Annotated in this window: 11 protein-coding genes and 1 pseudogene; 5 read left to right on the top strand and 7 right to left on the bottom strand. The window is 69.1% G+C overall.

Annotated features, from left to right (window positions below; genetic code table 11):
- The first annotated feature begins 57 nt into the window (after positions 1-57).
- Both OG735_RS24805 and OG735_RS24800 read left to right on the top strand, forming a co-directional pair.
- Positions 58-897 (top strand): NAD(P)H-binding protein, encoded by an 840-nt coding sequence (locus OG735_RS24805; protein WP_327325364.1) that lies wholly within the window; start codon positions 58-60, stop codon positions 895-897.
- A 179-nt stretch (positions 898-1,076) separates the two neighbouring features.
- Entirely contained in the window at positions 1,077-1,811 is a 735-nt protein-coding gene (locus OG735_RS24800; protein ID WP_327325363.1) for a Mut7-C RNAse domain-containing protein, read from the top strand.
- A gap of 57 nt (positions 1,812-1,868) precedes the next feature.
- Here OG735_RS24800 and OG735_RS24795 read toward each other — a convergent pair whose 3' ends face one another.
- The gene (locus OG735_RS24795) at positions 1,869-2,351 is read right to left on the bottom strand and encodes a MarR family winged helix-turn-helix transcriptional regulator (RefSeq protein WP_327325362.1); all 483 of its coding nucleotides are present in this window, start codon (positions 2,349-2,351) and stop codon (positions 1,869-1,871) included.
- Between the two features lie 84 nt (positions 2,352-2,435).
- Positions 2,436-3,011 carry a TetR/AcrR family transcriptional regulator gene (locus OG735_RS24790; protein WP_327325361.1) on the bottom strand — a complete coding sequence of 192 codons (576 nt, stop codon included), beginning with the start codon at positions 3,009-3,011 and terminating at the stop codon, positions 2,436-2,438.
- A 103-nt stretch (positions 3,012-3,114) separates the two neighbouring features.
- On the opposite strand from OG735_RS24790, the gene OG735_RS24785 reads away from it, so the two are divergent.
- Entirely contained in the window at positions 3,115-4,593 is a 1,479-nt protein-coding gene (locus OG735_RS24785; RefSeq protein ID WP_327325360.1) for an FAD-dependent monooxygenase, read from the top strand.
- Positions 4,594-4,617: 24 nt separating this feature from the next.
- Here OG735_RS24785 and OG735_RS24780 read toward each other — a convergent pair whose 3' ends face one another.
- Positions 4,618-5,100 carry a hypothetical protein gene (locus tag OG735_RS24780; protein WP_327325359.1) on the bottom strand — a complete coding sequence of 161 codons (483 nt, stop codon included), beginning with the start codon at positions 5,098-5,100 and terminating at the stop codon, positions 4,618-4,620.
- 88 nt (positions 5,101-5,188) lie between these two features.
- On the opposite strand from OG735_RS24780, the gene OG735_RS24775 reads away from it, so the two are divergent.
- The gene (locus OG735_RS24775; RefSeq protein ID WP_327325358.1) at positions 5,189-5,524 is read left to right on the top strand and encodes a YnfA family protein; all 336 of its coding nucleotides are present in this window, start codon (positions 5,189-5,191) and stop codon (positions 5,522-5,524) included.
- 64 nt (positions 5,525-5,588) lie between these two features.
- Entirely contained in the window at positions 5,589-6,353 is a 765-nt protein-coding gene (locus OG735_RS24770; RefSeq protein WP_327325357.1) for an SDR family NAD(P)-dependent oxidoreductase, read from the top strand.
- Between the two features lie 53 nt (positions 6,354-6,406).
- On the opposite strand, the gene OG735_RS24765 is transcribed toward OG735_RS24770, so the two are convergent.
- The 4 genes and pseudogenes from OG735_RS24765 to OG735_RS24750 form a co-directional block, all read right to left on the bottom strand.
- On the bottom strand, positions 6,407-8,446 hold the full coding sequence (locus tag OG735_RS24765) for an ATP-binding SpoIIE family protein phosphatase (RefSeq protein WP_327325356.1): 2,040 nt from the start codon (positions 8,444-8,446) through the stop codon (positions 6,407-6,409).
- 329 nt (positions 8,447-8,775) lie between these two features.
- A complete protein-coding gene (locus tag OG735_RS24760; RefSeq protein WP_327328441.1) occupies positions 8,776-10,059 on the bottom strand; it encodes a phosphatase PAP2 family protein in 1,284 nt (427 codons plus the stop codon).
- A gap of 253 nt (positions 10,060-10,312) precedes the next feature.
- Positions 10,313-10,592, bottom strand: a pseudogene (locus OG735_RS24755) (SulP family inorganic anion transporter); the annotation flags it as partial.
- A gap of 112 nt (positions 10,593-10,704) precedes the next feature.
- Positions 10,705-13,425, bottom strand: a complete 2,721-nt coding sequence (locus tag OG735_RS24750) for a cation-translocating P-type ATPase (RefSeq protein ID WP_327325355.1) — start codon at positions 13,423-13,425, stop codon at positions 10,705-10,707.
- Between the last annotated feature and the right edge of the window lie 49 nt (positions 13,426-13,474).

Raw genomic sequence — 13,474 nt, 5'->3', positions numbered from 1 at the left:
CAACGTAGAATATTTTCGTTTGCGGCTGCCCTCTCCGAGTTACGAAGGAATCCCTCCATGCCCATCCTCGTCACCGGAAGCCGAGGCCAGGTCGGCTCCACCCTCATAACGCTGCTGCACGAGGCGGGAGTCGACGTCCGCGCCGCCTCCGGCAGCCCCGAGAAGCTCAGCCTGCCCGCGGGCGTCAAGGCCGTGAAATGCGCCCTCGACGACCCCGCGACCTTCCCGGCCGCCCTCGAATCGGTCACCTCCGTCTTCCTCTACGCCGAGCCGTCGCAGATCGGCGCCTTCCTCGAAGAAGCCGCGGCGGCAGGGGTCGAGCACATCGTCTTGCTCTCCTCCAGCTCGGTCCTCGACCCCGGCGCCGCCGACAACCCGGTCGCCGCGTCCCATCTCGCGGTCGAGCAGGCGCTGGCGGCCTCACCCCTCGAAACGACCGTCCTGCAGCCCGGCGCTTTCGCGAGCAACGCGCGCCCGTGGCTGTGGGCACTGCGGTCCACGGGCGCGATCGACCTTCCGTACCCGGGCAGTTACGGCGATCCGATCCATGAGCGGGACATCGCCGAAGCCGCGCTCGCGGTCCTGACACGGCCGCTGCTGCGGGGCTCGACGTACCACCTGACCGGTCCCGAGTCCCTCACCTTCACCGAGCAGATCGCGATCCTCGAGCACGCCGCGGACCGCACCATCCCCTTCAACACCGTGACACGCGAGGCCTGGAAGGAGTCCATGGCCGACTACATGCCCGCCTCCTTCGCGGACGGGCTGCTCGACTACTGGGCCTCGACGGACGGTTCACCCACTCCTCTCACCAGCAACGTCGAGGAGCTGACCGGGCACCCGGCCCGCACCTTCGCCGAGTGGGCGAAGGAGAACGCGGATTCCTTCCGCGCCTGACCGGATCCCACCGGGCCGCACTGGCCCCGGCCGGACCGGTCGGCCGCAGCTCCACCCCACCAGGCCCGCAGGAGCACGCAGGAGCCAGGAGGAACCCGCAGGACCCGCGGATCCCGCCGGACCCGGCCGGGACCGGAAAACCCTGGCTGACGCGCGCCGCACGATGACATGCTTGCCGCGTGAACGGACCGGAAATCACCGTCAGCGTCGCCCCTGAGCTGCGGCTCTTCGTCCCCTCGGAGCGCCGCGCGGGCCGTACGACCCTGGTCACCGACGGCTCCTCGACACTCGGCCATGTCGTCGAGTCACTCGGCGTCCCGCTCACCGAGGCGGGCCGGCTGCTCGTCGACGGCCGCCAGGTCACCGTGTCCCACATCCCGCGCGCCGGCGAGAACGTCGAGGTCCGCTCCGTCGAGCGGCCGCAGCAGGTGCCCGGTGCGCCGCTGCGCTTTCTGCTCGACGTCCACCTCGGCACACTGGCGCGGCGGCTGCGGCTCCTCGGCGTCGACGCGGCGTACGAGAACGAGGACATCGGCGACCCCGCCCTGGCCGCGCTCTCGGCGAAAGAGCGGCGGGTACTGCTCTCCCGGGACCGCGGACTGCTGCGGCGGCGGGAGCTCTGGGCGGGGGCTTACATCTACAGCGACCGGCCCGAGGACCAACTCCGGGACGTACTGGAGCGGTTCGCGCCGGTGCTCGCGCCATGGACCCGCTGCACGGCATGCAACGGCCGGCTGACCGACACCGACAAGGACTCGGTCCAGGAACATCTTGAGCAGGGCACACAGCGCTCGTACGAAGTCTTCGCGCAGTGCACGGCGTGCGAGCGCGTCTACTGGCGGGGCGCGCACCACGCACGGCTGGAAGCGATCGTCGAGACCGCGCTGCGCGAATTCGGCGGCGCTGCCGCGTAGTGCGTCAGCGCCGTGGGGCCGCGGGGCCGTACCTGAAAAATGCGGTGGTGCCGTAGTTCAGAGTTGCCCGCCGCGCAGCCGCTCGACCTGCGCGGCGCTGAGCTCCACAGTCCGTCGCATATGAGCCGTGAGCAGGGCGATCTCATCGTCGCTGTACGCATCGAACATCGCGAACCAGGCGCCATTCAGCTTCTGCCACACAGCACCGAACTCCGCCACGCGCTCGGGCACGAGGGTCACGAGCACCCGTCGCCGGTCCGCGGTGTCGCGTTCACGCGTGACATAACCGGCCCTCTCCAGCCGGTCGACGAGCCGCGTCGCGGACCCGGTGGTGAGCCCGGTCAGCTCGGCGACCCGGCCGGTGGTGACGGGCTCCGGCTCCAGGCTGAGCAGATTGAGGCACTGCAGATCGGTGGGGTGCAGCTGCAGATGATCGGCGAGCGCCTGGTTGAAGAGGGCGTACGAGGCCATATAGCGGCGCGACGCGTTGGACAGCTCTCTCATCAGCCCGCTGCGGCCGTCCGTCCTCTTCTGCGCCATGCAGAGATTGTACGGCGCAGTCTCGGCGCAACTCTGCACAACTCGACGGCCCAAGCCCCAACGCCCCGGACTCAACGGCACCAACTACGGTCGCTCGTCCGTCAGATAGCGCTGCACGGTCGGGGCCAGCCAGCTCACCAGCTCCTCACGGGTCATCTCGACGGCGGGCGGGAAGCGGAGCACATAGCGCGCAAGCGCCATGCCGAGGATCTGGGAGGCGACAAGTGCGGCCCGGCGGGGAGCCTCGGCGGGGTCCGGGCAGACGCCGAGGGCGACGGGCCCGAGCTGCCCCTTGAAGATCTGGTGCGCGCGCTCGGCTGCCGCCGCATTGGTGACGCTGGCCCGCAGCAGAGCGGTCAGCACCTCGTCCTGCTCCCACCGGTCGAGGAAGTGGGAGACGAGTACCGCGCCTATGTGCTTGCGCGGCAGAGCGCCCAACTCCGGTAGTCGCAGGTCGAATTCGGAGGCGGCGGCGAACAGCCCCTCCTTGTTTCCGTAGTAGCGCATGACCATCGACGGGTCGATGCCGGCGTCGCGCGCGATGGCACGGATGGTGGCGCGCTCATACCCGTCGGCCGCGAAGCGCTCGCGGGCGGCTTCGAGGATCGCGGCCTTGGTGGCATCGGAGCGGCGTGGACCGCTTGGGACTTCCGTCTTCATGCCAACAACTGTAGGCCAACAAGTGTTGACACGCCAGCGCTGTCGGCTCTACATTTGCCAACAAGCGTTGACCAACAAACGTTGGCATTCAGGAGGCAGAGCCATGACCGGCAAGCCCAGCACCAACGGAACATCCCGCGCGGCCGATGCTGCGGGCGACATCACTGACGTCCTCGTCGTGGGCGCGGGCCCCACCGGGATGCTGCTTGCGGGCGACCTCGCCGCAGCGGGCATCTCGGTCACGGTCATAGAGCGCCGTCCGCACGAGACCAGCAATATGACGCGCGCCTTCGGGGTGCACGCCCGCACGCTCGAGCTCCTCGACGCCCGGGGCCTGGCCGACGAGCTGGTCAAGAAGGGCACCCCGATCACCGGCCTGCGGCTGTTCGGCCGGCTTTCGCTGGACCTGTCCCGGCTGCCGTCCCGCTTCCCCTATCTGCTGATCACCCCGCAGTACGAGGTGGAGCATCTGCTGGAGCGCCGGGCGCTGTCCACCGGCGTCGACTTCCGGTACGGGACGGAACTGCTCGGCCTGCACCAGTCCGCCGACGCGGACGCGGGCTCGGGATCGGACGCGGGCTCGGTCACCGCCGAGATCCAGGACGCCGAAGGCGTGCGGACCACCCTCCGGGCCCGCTATCTGGTCGGCACCGACGGGGTGCGCAGCGCCGTGCGCAAGTCCCTGGGCCTGCCGTTCCCGGGCGTCTCCGTGATCCGGTCCATCGTCCTTGCGGACGTGAAGCTCACCGAGGAGCCCGAAGGCCTGCTCACCGTCAACGGCACGGGAGACGCCTTCGCCTTCATCGCCCCCTTCGGCGACGGCTGGTACCGGGTCATGGGCTGGAACCGCAAGCGCCAGGTCCCCGACAGCGAGCCCGTCGACCTCGAGGAGGTGCGCGAGATCACCCGCCTCGCCCTCGGCACCGACCACGGCATGCACGACCCCCGCTGGATCTCCCGATTCCACAGCGACGAGCGCCAGGTCCCCGCCTACCGGACCGGTCGTGTCTTCCTCGCCGGCGACGCGGCGCACGTCCACTCCCCGGCCGGCGGCCAGGGCATGAACACCGGCCTCCAGGACGCGGCGAACCTCTCCTGGAAGCTCGCCTCAGTCCTCCACGGCAATGCCCCCGACCCCCAGGCCCTGCTCGACAGCTACCAGACCGAGCGGCACCGCGTCGGCGCGATGGTCCTGCGCAGCAGTGGCGCGATCGTCCGCCTCGCCATGGCCCACACCCCGCTTCAGCGCACGGCCCGCTCCCTCGCGTCCCGGTTCCTGAACGCGGTCCGTCCCGCTGCCGACAGGGCGATGGGCATGATCTCCGGGATCGGCATCTCGTACGGCGCGACGCGCGGCGCCCACCGCCTCACGGGCAGGCGCGCACCGGACCTGGATCTCGCTGAGGGCCGGCTCTACGAACTGCTGCGCAAGGGCGAGTTCGTGCTGGTCGGCCCGGCAGGCGAGACACCCGCGGCCCCGGCCGCCCCGGGCCGTGTCATACGGGCGCACTGGACGACGGACCGCCGCACCGCGCTCCTGATCCGCCCCGACGGCTATATCGCCTGGGCAGCCGGCCGCTGAGCAGCCCGCCGGGAAGGCACCCGCTCAGAAGACGTACCGGTCCCCGGTCGCCGGCACCAGCACCCGGTGCTCGTTGTTCTGCGGGTTCCGGTCGGTCGCGCCGCCGTTCCATTGCGTACCGACGGTGACGACCACCTCGTCCGGTGTGCCCACCGTCCTCAGATCGAGCGCGAGCTGCCGTCCGACCCCGCCTGCCGGCAGCGAGCCCGTGGCACAGAACACCACCCGGTCCTCGGCCCACAGACACCCGGCCGGCAGATCCTGCACTCCGGCCAGAGACACCGAGAAGGACAGCCGCACGGTCGCGTTCGTGAGGCTGGAGGGACCGTGACTCTCACTCAGCAGCCACACCGCCAGCCACCCGTCCGTCAGCGAGACATGGCCGTGGTGCGCCACATCCGACTCCGGCGCGATCACCCGGTCACCCGCGGCCGCGCTCGCCCCCGAACCGACCACCATCACCGCCGCGGCGGACACCGCCCACAGCGCCTTGCGCATCGCACACATAGTCAGAAGATACCGATTAATCCTTATTGAACCTGATTATTCATCAGCTCCGGCGAGTCTCCGGCCTCCTGCATGACAGCCTGTATCCATGCTCGTCGCCCGTTCCGCCGCTCTCTTCCTCGTCGCCGCCCTCTTCGAGATCGGCGGAGCCTGGCTCGTCTGGCAAGGGCTCAGGGAGCACCGGGGCTGGATCTGGATCGGCGCAGGAGTCATCGCCCTCGGTGCGTACGGCTTCGTCGCCACCCTCCAGCCGGACGGCGAGTTCGGGCGCATCCTCGCCGCGTACGGCGGAGTCTTCGTGGCGGGCTCGATCGCCTGGGGCATGGTCGCCGACGGCTATCGCCCCGACCGCTGGGACGTGACCGGAGCCATGATCTGCCTCGCGGGCATGGCCGTGATCATGTACGCCCCCCGCGGCCGCTGACTCCGCGACCCGCACAAGGCCGCCTATCCTGGCCGTAATAGATCACACGCGCGAGGAGTACGACATGACCGCCGCTGGGACCCCCGTCGCCGTCATCACCGGAGCCAGCAGCGGCATCGGAGCCGCCACGGCACGGCAACTGGCTGCCGCCGGCTACCACGTCGTCCTCACCGCCCGCCGCAAGGACCGCGTCGAGGCACTCGCCGCCGAGCTCACCGGCGCGGGCTACCAGGCCACCGCGTACGCCCTCGATGTCACCGACCGCCAGGCCGTCGACACCTTCGCCGCCTCCCTCGACCGCTGCGACGTCCTCGTCAACAACGCCGGCGGCGCACTCGGCGCCGACCCCGTCGCCACCGGCGATCCCGCCGACTGGCGCACGATGTACGAGGTCAATGTCATCGGCACGCTCCACACCACCCAGGCTCTGCTCCCGGCGCTCACCACGAGCGGCGACGGCACCGTCGTGATCCTCTCCTCCACCGCGGGCCACGCCACCTATGAGGGCGGCGCCGGCTATGTCGCCGCCAAAAACGGCGCCCGCGTCCTGGCCGAGACTCTCCGCCTGGAGATCGTCGGCACTCCGGTCCGCGTGATCGAGATCGCCCCGGGCATGGTCAAGACCGAGGAGTTCGCCACAACCCGCTTCCGCGGTGACGAGGAGAAGGCCGCCAAGGTCTACGCGGGCGTGGCCGAGCCCCTCACCGCCGACGACGTCGCAGAGACCATCACCTGGGCCGTCACCCGCCCCTCCCACGTCAACATCGACCTGTTGGTGGTCCGCCCCCGCGCCCAGGCCTCCAACTCCAAGGTGCACCGCGAGCACTGACGGCTGCGCCACGCACACCGCCCCTCCAACTGCTCAGCCCCGGTGTGCTCGCGTCAGTGGAGCGTCTGCTCCGTCCAGATGATCTTGCCTCTCCCGGTGCGCCGGGTGCCCCAGTCCTGGGTGAACTGGGCGACCAGGTACAGGCCGCGGCCGCCTTCGTCGTCGTCCTCGGCGTGTCGCAGATGTGGGGAGGCGTTGCTGATGTCCGCGACCTCACAGGTCAGAACGGCGTCGCGGATCAGGCGTAGCCCGATCGGCCCGTCGGAGTAGCGGACGGCATTGGTCACCAGTTCGCTGGCGATGAGCCCGGTGCTGAAGTCGAGGTCGGTGAGGCCCCATTCCGCGAGCCGTGCGCCGACCAGACGGCGGGCCTCGGCGGCGCTCTCCGGGGCGTTGCGCAGCGTCCAGGAGGCCAGCTTGTCCGGGCCATGTGCGCGGGTACGTGCGAGGAGCAGCAGGGCGTCGTCGTCGGGGGGCTCGGGGAGCAGTGAGGCAGCCAGAGCGTCGCACGTGTCCTGCAGGGTCCCCGTGGTTCTGCCCAGGGCTTTCCGGTAGACGGGGAGACGGCTTTCCGTGGTGCCCTGGAGGAGCCCGGTGTTCTGGAGGGCGAGGATGCTGCCCTCGGGCACATCCACGCTCGTACTGGTGTACGAGGATGCTCCTCGCCCCAAGACTGGGCCGGTCGGGGTTTCAACGATCCGCACCGTGCCATCGGGCAGGGCGAGGACGGGCGGAGGGTGACCGGCCCGGGACAGGACGCAGCTGCCGTCGGAGGGGTCGTAGACGATGTAGAGGCAGGTCGCCGTCAGCACAGACCAGTGGTCGTCCTGCGCAGGCGGGTAGTCGCGTGAGAGTTCCTCGGTCAGGCTGTGGAGGCGTTCGAGAAGCTCGTCGGGCGGCAGGTCCATGGCCGCGAAGGCGGTGACTGCCGTGCGCAGTCGTCCCATGGTGGTCACGGCCCTCATGCCCTGCCCGCACACATCGCCCGCCACGAGCGCGACCCGTGCGCCGGACAGCGGGATGACGTCGTACCAGGCGCCGCCGGAGGCCACCGGCAGATAGGTGTACGCGGTCTCGACGGCCGTGTGCATGGGCAGCCGGGTAGGCACCAATGACCGTTGAGTGAGTCGGGCGAGGGTGTGCTCGCGCGTGTAGCGGCGGGCATTGTCGATGCATACCGCGGCCCGGGCCACCAGGTCAGCGGCGACGCTCACGTCGGCTTCCTCGAAGGGCGGTGCACGCTTCGTGCGGAAGAAGGCGGCTATCCCAAGGACCACTCCCCGTGCCGCCAGCGGCACGGCCATGAACGAGTGCGCACCCGCCTCCCGCAGCATCCGGGCCTGATCCGGGTCCCTGGTCGGCCACCCCCCGTCCTTGTCCAGTGCGCGAATGAGACGGGGCCGCAGGTCTGTCAGGGACTGGGCATACGGGGTGCCGTAGCCGTACCGCATCACCCTGACATCCCCAACCTCGTACGAGCTCCGAACCGCCTCCGGGGCCGCCGCCTGGAAGCCCGCCCGTCGCAGGGTGACCTGGTTGAGCAAAGGCCCTGGAGAGGGGGCATCGCCGTGCATCACGGAATCGAGAACATCGACCTCCACCACGTCGGCCAGGCCGGGCACAGCGACGTCGGCGAGTTCCTGCGCCGTACGGAACACGTCCAGGGTGGTCCCGATCTGTTCACCGGCGCGGTACAGCAGTTCCAGCCGTCGCTGGGCGCGATACTGCTCGGTGATGTCGACCACCGTGGCGGCGACCCCCAGGGTGCGGCCGTCGGTGCTCTGGAGGCGGAATGCCGAGACGGCCAGCACCCGCAGTCCAGCGGGACCACGGGGCAGACGGCCTTCGTACTGGAAGTTGCTGACCGATTCCCCGGTGGCCAGCACCCTGCGGAGCATGCGATCGACGTCGTCCACGACGAACCCGAGGTCCCGAAAGGTACGGCCCACGACCTCACTCTCGCTGAAGCCCTGTACGCCAGGCGCCGCGGCGTTGAACCGCACGATCCGGAGATCGGGGTCCAGTACGTGCAGGCCGATCGGGGGCTGGGTGAACAGCGCGTGGAGTAGTGCCTCGGCGTCGTCGGGGTGCATGCCGTAAGGGCCTCCTTCGCCACCGAACCCAGCACGGCTGTCTGTGCAATCAGCATCTCGCAGCGGAGGCCGGGCTGCCTCCTACGCAAAGTGACCACCACTGGTGATCGCTGGGCAGCGGAGGCCGACGTACGACGACCGAGGCGCGGGAGGGCCCGCTCAGCCTCCAGAACTCCACGACTGGCCGGACAGGCGAGCTGTGACACCAGGCTCCGACAATCACGTTGACGCGTCAGGTCACGGGCGCGCCGATGTCACCGCAACGCACCCTCATACCGTGATTCAGCTTCTATGTCCTGCGGCCAACCCTGATGCAGCTGCAACATGACTCAAACCAGTTCGGGCTGCGGTTCGCGTCGCGGTTCCGGCAAATGCGCCGACGCGGGCTTCCGTTCCCACAGCTTGGTGGTCCGTACGTAGCCGTAGACCACCGAGCTCATCGCCAGAATGAGCAGCGGCCCGAACACCCACGGATGTTCGGCCATCTCCATCGACAGATAGCGATACGACGCCAAGAGGGCAGCGAAGACCGCGGCGCCGTAGACGACCAGCTGGATTCCCTGCCTGTCCCAGCCGCGGTCGAGCGAGCGCAGCGCCGTCTCGATCGTGAGCGTGAACACCACACCGGCGACGATGTCCGCGCCGTAGTGGTAGCCGAAGCCCAGCGTTGCGCCGAGCGTGGCAATCATCCAGAACGCGCCCAGGAATTGCAGAGCCCGCGGGCCCTTAAGGGAATGAATGAAGATCGCGGCAGCCCACGCCGTGTGCAGACTGGGCATGCAATTGCGCGGGGTGACCTCGTCGAAGGGCATCGAACGCGGGGTACTGACCGGCGGCGGCGTGTCCGGCCACAGGTTGGCCACCGCCCAGTGCCCCCCGTCGGCACCGTAGGCGAAGACCGGTCCGACCACCGGGTAGATCATGTAGATAGCCGGCCCGAGCAGGCCGATGACCAGAAACGTGCGCACCAGATGATGGCCCGGGAAGCGGCGCTCGACCGCCACGTTGCGCAGCTGGTACAGCGCGACGACGACCGCGGCCACCGCGAGCTGAACGTAGACCCAGTTGAGAACCTCGGCGCCGACCGTGCCGGTGGCCTCGACAATCCGGCCTACCAGCCACGACGGGTTGCCCAACGCGTGATCGGCGGTTGCCACGTACTGGTCGAGCACCGCCGGGCGGGTCTTCGACGTGATCAGCAGCCAGGTGTAGCCGGTCTTGCGGCCGGCCACCAGCAGCAGGGCCAGTCCGACGCCTTTCAGCAGCAGGACGCGGTCCCGGCCGGTGCGACGCGTGACGGCGATGACGGCACAGGCCAAAGTCACCCACAACGCGCCGTTGCCGTACATCATCTCGGCGTCGACAGCCCACCGCACAAGCCAGAAGACGACGTCGATGCCGACCGCGGCGCCGACCGCGATGAACCGCTGCCGCCAGGTGAGCACCACCATCGTCAACGCCATACTGACGTACAGCACCGTCCCCGATTTGGGGGCGAATATCACCTCTCGCGCCTGGTCGGTGATCGGCCCCCGCTCGCCGTACCGACGCGCGGCGATCTCCAGTGCAATGAGGAACCCGAGGCCCACCACACTCACCGCGACCCACAGCATGACGCGTGGTTGACGCCATGCAGCCAACCGTAGGCCGCCGCCTATTCGCGAAAACCACCCTCGCGCTACCGTAGATATCAATTTTTCAGCCGATTTGTAATATTTCAACGTGATCATTGCGAGCTCGAACATGTTAGCGGAGCGGGTGGGTTTCGCTGCACGGGTACGTCGAATACAGCGATCGGCTCCCCTTTGCCCGCGGCCACGGCGGACATGAAACGCCGCGCGGCCCCGGATTGGGACGACGCGGGCGGTACCGCGCGGGATCGCCCCCGGCGAGCGGCCCCACGACGGTCGCGGTCATCAGCGCTGTCGTCGACTCCGGCCCCACCGACAGCAGCCAGGACGAACTCAGGAAGGCGTCAGCACGAGCGCGGGCAGGATGGCCCACAGACCCACGACCGGTGGCAGGCCCGCGACGCTGGCGTACGCCATGACCTGCCGCACGAGATACGCGGCGACCGTGACCCCCGCCAGCAGATCACCACGCAGCAAGCTCCGTCGGTGCCCCTGAATACCGCGAGGCCCGGCACCCCCGGTACAGCACGACGCCAACCTCCGCCGGGGGCGCCGGGTTGCTTCGACACGGGTGTCCTTCCGACAGGTCCGCGCCCGCATGGTCACGGACGAGGGAACGGGGCGCCCTCACCCGCTGCGCTGCGCCCTGCGGGCCAGCAGCTTGCCCAGTTCCCACAGGAGCAGCAGCACGACGGCGGACAGCAGTGCCCAGCCGAACTGCCGCACATTGATCTCGGTGGTGTCGAGGATGCGGCGGAACCCGTCCAACTGGGTCACCAGCACCGCGAGCACGAACTGGGCCAGCGCCACCCAGTTCATGTGCTTGCTGTCGAACGTGCTCGTCGTCAGTACCGAATCCGTCTCGCTGCGGCATTCGAACGCGGCCACGATCAGACAGAGCGCGAAGGCGGTGAACGCCATCGAACTGCCGATGCGGACACTGCCGAAGTGGGACTCACCCAGCTTGATCAGTCCGAGCAGGATGACGGTGATCGCCAGTCCGCCGAGCCCGACCGTCACCATCACGGGCCGGGTCAGCACCGACTCCCCTCGAGGACGCGGCCTGCGCCGCATGAGCCCCGGGCTCTTCTGGTCGAAGCCGAGCGCGAAGCCGAACGAGGCGTTGACCACGAAGTGGATCCACAACACCTGCGGCGGGGTGAAGGGTTCACCGGCCGCGATATTGAAAATGGTGGCGCCGAGGAAGGTCAGCACGAAGGTGACCAGCAGCAGGAGTACGAACCGGATGTACTTGGTCAGGTTGTCGTAGAGCTTTCGGCCCTGCTCCACGGCATAGACGATCGTGGCGAAGTTGTCGTCGGAAAGGATCATCCGCCCCGCGTTCTTCGCCACGTCCGTGCCGCTGCCCATGGCGATACCGATGTCGGCGGACTTGATGGCGGGCGCGTCGTTGACTCCGTCGCCGGTCATCGCCACGACGTCGCCCTTCTTCTTGAGCGTGGCGGCGAGCAGCACCTTGTGCTCCGGCGCGACCCGCCCCACCACACCGATGTCGTCGATGCGGGCCAGTTGCTCGTGCTCGGGGAGCGCGGCGAAATCGGCGCCGAGAAGAGCCTTCCCGGGGATCCCGAGCTGCCGGGCGATGGCGGCACCGGTGGTGACATCGTCCCCGGTCACCATGCGGACCCGGATGTGGGCGTCCTGGGCGCTCGCCACGGCGGCCCGGGACTCGTCGCGTGGTGGATCGACCATGCCGACGAGGCTGGTCATCTGCAGGTCGGTGACGTAGGCGAGCAGGTCGGCGTCGGGATCGAAGCCGGCCGGGTCCAGATCCCGGGTGGCCGCCGCCATCACCCGGCGTCCCTCACCGCCCATGCGCTCGGCCTGCTCCTGGGCGCGCCGAGTCAGCTCGGCGTCCCACGGGATGGTCGCGCCGGCCGAGAGCGCGGTGGCTGCGCGGGCCATCACCGCCGGAGCCGCACCCTTGACGAAGCATCGCATCACCGGCCGGCCGGAGGCATCGACGGCGGAGTTGAAGGTGGCCATCAGTTTGTAGCTCGGGTCGAACGGCAGCGTGGCGATGCGGGACAGCCGCTCACGGGTGGCTTCGATGTCCAGCCCCGCCTTGTGGGCCAGCACCAGGAACGCGCCCTCGGTGGGGTCGCCCACGACCTCCCCGTCCACCAGCTTGGCGTCATTCGCGACGAGGTACGGGAGGATCGCGTCCTCGATGCCCGCGGAGGAGCCTGCGGCGTGATGGATCTTCCCGTCGAGGCCGTAGCCCGTGCCCGAGACGGTGTACCGGTCGGTGGGGGTCACGACCTCGACCGCTGTCATCTGATTCATGGTCAGGGTGCCGGTCTTGTCCGAGTTGATCGCCGACGTGAACGCCAGGGTCTCGACCGACGGCAGCTCCTTCACGATCGCATTGCGCTTCGCCAGGTTGAGACTGCCGACGGAGAGGATCGCCTGGGTCACCGTCGGCAGGGCCTCGGGAATGGCGGCGATGGCCAGTGAGACCGCGCTGACGAACAGGGCGTCCCATGCCTGGTCGCGGCTGCGCCCGAGGGCGAACATCACGATCATGGTCAGGCCCGCGGCGGCCGTGATCCACAGCGTCAGCTTGTTGAGCTCCTTGGTGAGCGGCGGCTCCTCCTTCTCGGTCGCCGACAGCATCTCCGAGATCTTTCCGAGCTCCGTGTCCTCGCCGGTCCCGGTGATGATGACGAGACCGCTGCCGTGCGTGACCGGGGTGTGCATGAACGCCGTGTTCGACTGGTCCCCCGGGCCCAAGGCGGCGTCCGGCAGTGTTCTGGCGTCCTTCGCGGCGGGGACACTCTCGCCGGTGAGGGCCGACTCGTCGATCTGCAGTGCGTGAGCTTCGATGATCCGCCCGTCCGCCGGGACCTGGTCCCCCGCGGAGATGAGCACGACATCGCCCACGACCAGCTGTTCCGCCGGGATCTCCGACTCGGTTCCGTCGCGCCTCACCCGGGCAGTCGTCGTCAGCATGGACTTCAGCGCGTTCATCGCGCTCTCGGCCTTGCCCTCCTGGCGCAGGCCCACGATCGCGTTGAGCAGCGTCAGCGCGATGAGCAGGATCGCTGTGCTCCACTGCGCGATCAGCAGTGAGACCACCGCCGCTGCCACGAGGACGATCTGCATATAGCTGCGGTACTGCTCGATGAACCGCCGCCACGCCGGACTCGGCTTCTCCTCCGGCAGCGTGTTCGGTCCGTTCACGGCCAGCAACTCGGCGACCCGTGCCGAGGAGAGTCCGGACACCGGATCGACACCGAGTTGCGACGCGACTTCCTGCGGATCACGCGTGTACCAGGACACCGGAGCAACGGGCCGCTGGGCCGGCCGTTTCGACTGCATCTCCATCTCAGGCCTCCGATCCGGATCCGGTCCGCCATGTCCTGACGGGTCCCAG

It is taken from the genome of Streptomyces sp. NBC_01210, assembly GCF_036010325.1.
Taxonomy (GTDB): domain Bacteria; phylum Actinomycetota; class Actinomycetes; order Streptomycetales; family Streptomycetaceae; genus Streptomyces.
This window is presented reverse-complemented; position numbering and strand designations above follow the sequence as displayed.

Excerpts from the sequence above, each read along its gene's own strand:
- OG735_RS24760 (WP_327328441.1), bottom strand. The coding sequence starts at position 10,059 with ATGCTGTGGGTCGCGGTGAGTGTGGTGGGCCTCGGGTTCCTCATTGCA.
- OG735_RS24775 (WP_327325358.1), top strand. The coding sequence starts at position 5,189 with ATGCTCGTCGCCCGTTCCGCCGCTCTCTTCCTCGTCGCCGCCCTCTTC.
- OG735_RS24770 (WP_327325357.1), top strand. The coding sequence starts at position 5,589 with ATGACCGCCGCTGGGACCCCCGTCGCCGTCATCACCGGAGCCAGCAGC.
- OG735_RS24785 (WP_327325360.1), top strand. The coding sequence starts at position 3,115 with ATGACCGGCAAGCCCAGCACCAACGGAACATCCCGCGCGGCCGATGCT.
- OG735_RS24750 (WP_327325355.1), bottom strand. The coding sequence starts at position 13,425 with ATGGAGATGCAGTCGAAACGGCCGGCCCAGCGGCCCGTTGCTCCGGTG.
- OG735_RS24805 (WP_327325364.1), top strand. The coding sequence starts at position 58 with ATGCCCATCCTCGTCACCGGAAGCCGAGGCCAGGTCGGCTCCACCCTC.
- OG735_RS24765 (WP_327325356.1), bottom strand. The coding sequence starts at position 8,446 with ATGCACCCCGACGACGCCGAGGCACTACTCCACGCGCTGTTCACCCAG.
- OG735_RS24780 (WP_327325359.1), bottom strand. The coding sequence starts at position 5,100 with ATGTGTGCGATGCGCAAGGCGCTGTGGGCGGTGTCCGCCGCGGCGGTG.
- OG735_RS24795 (WP_327325362.1), bottom strand. The coding sequence starts at position 2,351 with ATGGCGCAGAAGAGGACGGACGGCCGCAGCGGGCTGATGAGAGAGCTG.
- OG735_RS24790 (WP_327325361.1), bottom strand. The coding sequence starts at position 3,011 with ATGAAGACGGAAGTCCCAAGCGGTCCACGCCGCTCCGATGCCACCAAG.